This window comes from Streptomyces sp. NPDC050535 (genome assembly GCF_044457665.1).
GTDB lineage: Bacteria > Actinomycetota > Actinomycetes > Streptomycetales > Streptomycetaceae > Streptomyces.
Genome location: NZ_JBITHE010000035.1, coordinates 36,159 through 40,725, shown reverse-complemented (window position 1 = coordinate 40,725; position 4,567 = coordinate 36,159). Strand labels below are relative to the sequence as shown.

Annotated in this window: 1 protein-coding gene; it reads left to right on the top strand. The window is 78.3% G+C overall.

Going from position 1 to position 4,567, the window contains the following annotated elements; genetic code table 11:
• Positions 1–762 precede the first annotated feature (762 nt).
• Positions 763–4,428, top strand: coding sequence for a condensation domain-containing protein (locus tag ACIBLC_RS39235; RefSeq protein WP_399216272.1), 3,666 nt, complete (start codon positions 763–765; stop codon positions 4,426–4,428).
• The last annotated feature ends 139 nt before the right edge of the window (positions 4,429–4,567 follow it).

Below are 4,567 nucleotides of genomic sequence, written 5' to 3'. Positions count from 1 at the left end.
TTTGTTTGACCCCCTCGGGGGTGGAGTTGTGAAACACGCCGCCCTCCTCCTTCACCCCCCGGGGGCCCCCCCCGGGGGGGCCCCCCCCCACCCCCCCGGGGGGGGGGGGGGCCCCCCCCCCCCCCCCCCCCCCCCCCCCCCACGGGAGGGCACCACCGCGTGCGCCCGCACGGAACAACCCGGCGGCCTGCGCAGGCGGGCGTACGCCGGGTTCCTTCGCCGCCGCACGGGCCGCGCGGGCTCGGGCACCGCTCGGGCACCGCTGTACACCCGCTCGGGAAAACGGACTTCGGGTGCGTACTGCCCCTAGCGTGCAAGCCAGACCGTGAGGGATATCTGCGAGCAGGAGGCGTCATGGAAGCGAGGCAGTACGGCACAGCCCTGACCGACCCCCCGCCCCCGCACCCGTCCGTGCCCGCGGCCCGCGGCCCGCGTCGCCTCCGCCCCAGCGGCACCATCCGCTCACGCTCAGGTCCCGCCGGGCCCGCGGGCGGCCCGTCCGCTGCGCCGGCCGCAGGCCCGGGGCCCGGGCGTTCTCCCGCCCCGCTCCCGTCCCGGGCGGCCGTGATCGGGCGGCGCCCAGCCGGGCGGGAACCCTCCGCCCCGTCCCGGGGGCCGGGTCCGGCAGGCCGCCGCTAGGCGCGGCGGTCAGGGTCCGCAACGGAACGGCGGGCGCCAGCCCCGCCGTTCATCCAGCGCCTACCGACAAGAGGGGAGAGGGGACCGCGCCGGCCACAGCGGGCCGTCCGTCCCCGGACACGCATGACTGTTCCCTGCTCCCGGCACGCGGCGGTCTCCGTCGTCATCGACCCCGGGCCCTTCCCCTACGCCGACCCGTGGGCCCTCGAACTGCGCGGGCCGCTCGATCCCGCCGCGCTGGACCAGGTCCTGGACGAGCTGGCCGCCCCCGGCAGCCAGGGGCCCGCCTCCCCGGGACAGCACCTGCTGGTGCGCCACGGCCCCGGCCACCACACCCTCCGGTTCACTCCGGCGGGGGACACACCCGCCGCCCGTGTGGCGGGCCGCGTCGCCGACCTGCTCACCCAGTGGCCCGCCGGCCGCCCGCTCGCCCCCGCCCAGTGCGCGGCCCTCGCCCGGGCCGGGGAACACCGCTTCGAGGCGGTGCTGTTCGAGCCGGCCTCCGCACCGCGGGCGGATGCCGTACGTCGGGCGCTGCGCACGCTGGTGGCCGCCCACCCCCAGCTGTCCCCCCGGCCCGCCACCACAGGCAACGGGCCGGGGGAGGGCTGCCCGGATCTGCTGGTGGAGGGGGAGTTCACCGGCGAGGCCGACTTCGCCGCGGCCGTCGCCGCGGTGGGCGGCACACTCGACGCGCACCGCGGCGTCCAGCTGCGGGCGCTGCTCGCCCGGGACCGCCGTCCGGGCCCGGCCGGGGCGCGGGCCGACCGGCTCGCCGTCGTCGTCCACGAACTCGCCGCGGACGCCACCTCCTGGCAGATCCTGCTCGAGGACCTCACCACCGCCCTCGCCACGCCTGTAACCGCCGCCACGCCCGTAACCGCCGCCGCACCCACGCCCGTAACCGCCGCCCCGCCCACGGCTGCGGGCGCCCCCGCTGCCGCGGGTGCGGCGGCGGCGCCGTGGCCGGAGCGGGCGGGGGAGGGTCTGGCCCACTGGGTCACCGCGCTGCGGGAGCTGGCCCGGGATCCGGCCGAGGCCCGCCACTGGATGCGCGTCGCCGACCGCAGGTCCCGGAACGCCGTCACCCGCCGGCCCGTCGGCCCGTGCCGCGCGCCCGGCACTGCCTTCACCGACCCGCAGGCCACCGCGCAGGACACTGTGCCGGATGTCGCGCCGGATGTCGCGCCGGACAGTGTGCCGGGCACGGCGGGGGGCACCGGCTTCGTCCTGGACGGGGAGATGACCGGGCAGGTCACGCAGGACCTGGCCCGGCGGCTGGCGCTGACGTCCGCTCAGGTGCTGACCGGGGTGTTCGCCCTGGCCCTGGCCCGCTGGCAGGAATCGGCGGAGGTCGGCTTCGACGTGCGCAGCGACCCCCGGGAGGGCCATCTGGGCCTGCGCCGTCACGTGGGCCGGCTCACCGACCTGCACCCGGTCCAGCTCACTCTGGACCCCGCCCTGGACGCCCTTGGCCAACTGGCCGCGGTGGCAGGCCCGCTGGCCGCGGGCGCGGGCCGCGCGGCCGGCGGCGCCGGGTTCGGGGCCTGCCGGGAGTGGAGCCCCGACCCGCTGCTGCGCGGCGCGCTGCGCGAACTGCCGCCCGCCCAGGCCTGCCTGGTCCTGCCCGGCCCCGGCGAACCGCTGCCTGTTTCCGCCCTCCCGCTGACCGCCGGCGCGCTGCCCGGGTCCGCCCACCCCCTCCAAGTCCGCCTCCAGATCACCGGCGGCCGCCTGCACATCCGCCTGGACCGGACCCCTGCCCCCGCCGGCACCCCCGCCGACGACGGTGCTCTCACGGGTGCGTGCGTGGCCGCTCTCGGCGGGGTGCTGCACGACGTGCTGGGCGAGCTGGCCGGGGCCTGTGCCGCCCCGATCCCCGCGCTCTTCCGTGCCACCGCCCAGCAGACGGCGCTCTACGCGGCGGGCGGCGCGCAGCCCGGCACCGGTCACCATGTCGAGCAGCTCGTGTGGGTGTGGCAGGGCCCGCTGGACGCCGAACGCTTCGCCGCGGCCTGGCAGTCGGTCTTCGACTGCGAGGCGGTGCTGCGCACCGCGTTCACCGGCGGCCCCGATCCGCAGCTCATGGTGCACAGCCGTGTCACCCCCGAGATCACCCGCCATCTCCACGACGGCGACACCTGGTCGCCCTTCCTGGAGAGCGACCGGCTGCGCGGCTTCGACCTGCGCTGCCCGCCGGCGCTGCGCCTGACCCTGCTGGAGACGGAGCGACCCGGGCCGCCGGGCGCCGGCGCACCCACCCGGATCGTCCTGACCTACCACCGGGCACTGCTCGACAACTGGAGCGTGCACCTCCTGCTGCGCGCGTTCTACCGGGCCTATCTCGCCGGCGGCACCCTGCCCGGCGGTGAGCGCCGTCCGGACCTGCGTGACTACACCGCCTGGACCGCGGCCCAGGACCCGGAATCGGCCCGCGGGCCGTGGACGCACGCCGTGCCCGCCGACACCGTGGCGTCCAGCCCGGCCCGTCCCGCCGAGACCACCGCAGCCGCCGAGAGCACCGCGACGACCGCAACCGACGGGGTCGGCGGGGTTGCCGGGCTGCGGGGTGTGGGCCGGTCCAGGCTCTGTCTGGACCGGGAAGAAACCATTCGTCTCGCGCGCTGGGCCGGCACCTGGGGCACCGCGGAGAGCAGTGTCCTCCAGGCCGTCTGGGCGATGCTGATCTACCGTGCCTCCGGCACCGCCGCGGCGGCGCCGGTCCGTTTCGCGGTGACCGTCCCCGGCCGCGGGATACCGCTGGACGGCGTGGCCCGGATGCCGGGACCGCTGCGCAACCCGCTGCCGATGTCGGTGCGCATCGACCCGCGGGGCACCGTGCCGGGCCTGCTGCGGGACCTGCGCGACCGCGCCCTGGACATGGCCGCCTACGAATGGGTTCCCGGCACCCCCGCTCCCGCCCGCACTCCCCTTCCCGCCCCTGCCCAGGACGAGGACGAGGACAGGGAGGGGAACGGGGACAGAGACGGGTCCGGGGGCGGCTCCGGACGCGGGCCAGGGGAGGGGAGCGGTGACGGTGACGGGCCGGGTCCGCCCCGCACCGATACCGTCATCGTCTTCGAGGACGCGCCGCACCCGGTGAAGGGACTGGAGGGCGAGCTCGCCGCGCACGGGATCGGGGCCGAGTTCCCGGGCACCCTGCCGGCCCGCTCCGTGCCGCCCATCGCGCTGCTCGCCCACCACGACGCTGCGGGCGGCCTCACCCTCACCGCCGTCCACGACCGGGCCCTGCTCGGGGAGGAAGCCGCCGCCGAACTCCTCGTGCAGAGCGCCCTGCTGCTGCGCGAACTTCCCCTGCACGCCGATGAGTCGACCACCGTCCAACAGGTCCTGAACCTGCTGGAGGACAGGGCCGTACCGCGGATGGCCGCCCGGGCGGCCGCGCCCGGTGACACCGACGCTCTGGTCACCCTGCGCGGCCGGCGCCAGGAACAGGCGGGCACGATCTGCCTGCTGGCGCCGCCGGGCGCGCCCGCGACCTGCTACGACCTGCTCGCCCGTGCCTATGCGGGCCCCCAGGAACTGCTGGTCCTCACCACCATCACCGGCCGTGCCCAGCGGGCCCTGTCCGCCCGCGCGGCCGGCCGGCCGCTGCTGCTCGGCGGGTTCCCGGGGGCCGGCGCCGGCGCCTGCGACCTCGCCCGGCGTATCGCGGCGGACGGCCACCGCCCGCCGCGGGTGGTCCTCGCCGGCGCGTCCGCGGACGACCGTGAACGCGCCGGCGAACTCGCCCGCGCCCTCCAGGACACCGCCCCACCACCCCCCTGACACCGCACCGGCCTCTCACGCCCGGGCGGGGCCGCCCCCCCCCCCCCCCCGGGGGGGGGGGGGGCCCCCGGCCGGGCCCGGGGGGGGGGGGGCCGGGGGGGGGGGGGGGGGGGGCCCCCCCCCCCCCCCGCCGGGCGCG